Source organism: Pseudomonas sp. AC229, assembly GCF_979254655.1.
On the sequence record NZ_CEEDHK010000079.1, the window covers coordinates 1 to 248 of the forward strand.

A 248-nucleotide genomic window follows, 5' to 3' on the forward strand; every position below is an offset into this window, starting at 1 on the left:
AACGTGGCCCTGGGCGGCCAGGCGCCGCTGTCGTTATGCGACAACGACATCAGCGCCGCCCAGGTGCGCCGGGGATTGCGCGCGATTGAATACGGTGGCGTGGTCTGATGCGGGCGTGGCGACTGTGCACTGCGACATGGGCACACAACTTTGACGGCATGGGCGCCGCCAAGGAAGGCGGGCGCTGGAACGAGCAAGCCGTGCCGGCCATTTATCTGGCCCTGGATTCGTCCACCTGCGTATTGGAA

The 248-nt window shown here is 65.3% G+C and carries 2 protein-coding genes; both read left to right on the forward strand.

The genetic code is table 11. The annotated features are described in order from the left end of the window. Nucleotides 1–3: 3 nt before the first annotated feature. Nucleotides 4–108 (forward strand): antitoxin Xre/MbcA/ParS toxin-binding domain-containing protein, encoded by a 105-nt coding sequence (locus AC0IW7_RS24920; protein ID WP_471821529.1) that lies wholly within the window; start codon nt 4–6, stop codon nt 106–108. Continuing rightward, nucleotides 108–248, forward strand: a 141-nt coding sequence (locus tag AC0IW7_RS24925) for an RES family NAD+ phosphorylase (RefSeq protein WP_471821530.1), incomplete at its 3' end; no start/stop codon positions are given. The genes AC0IW7_RS24920 and AC0IW7_RS24925, both read left to right, overlap by 1 nt.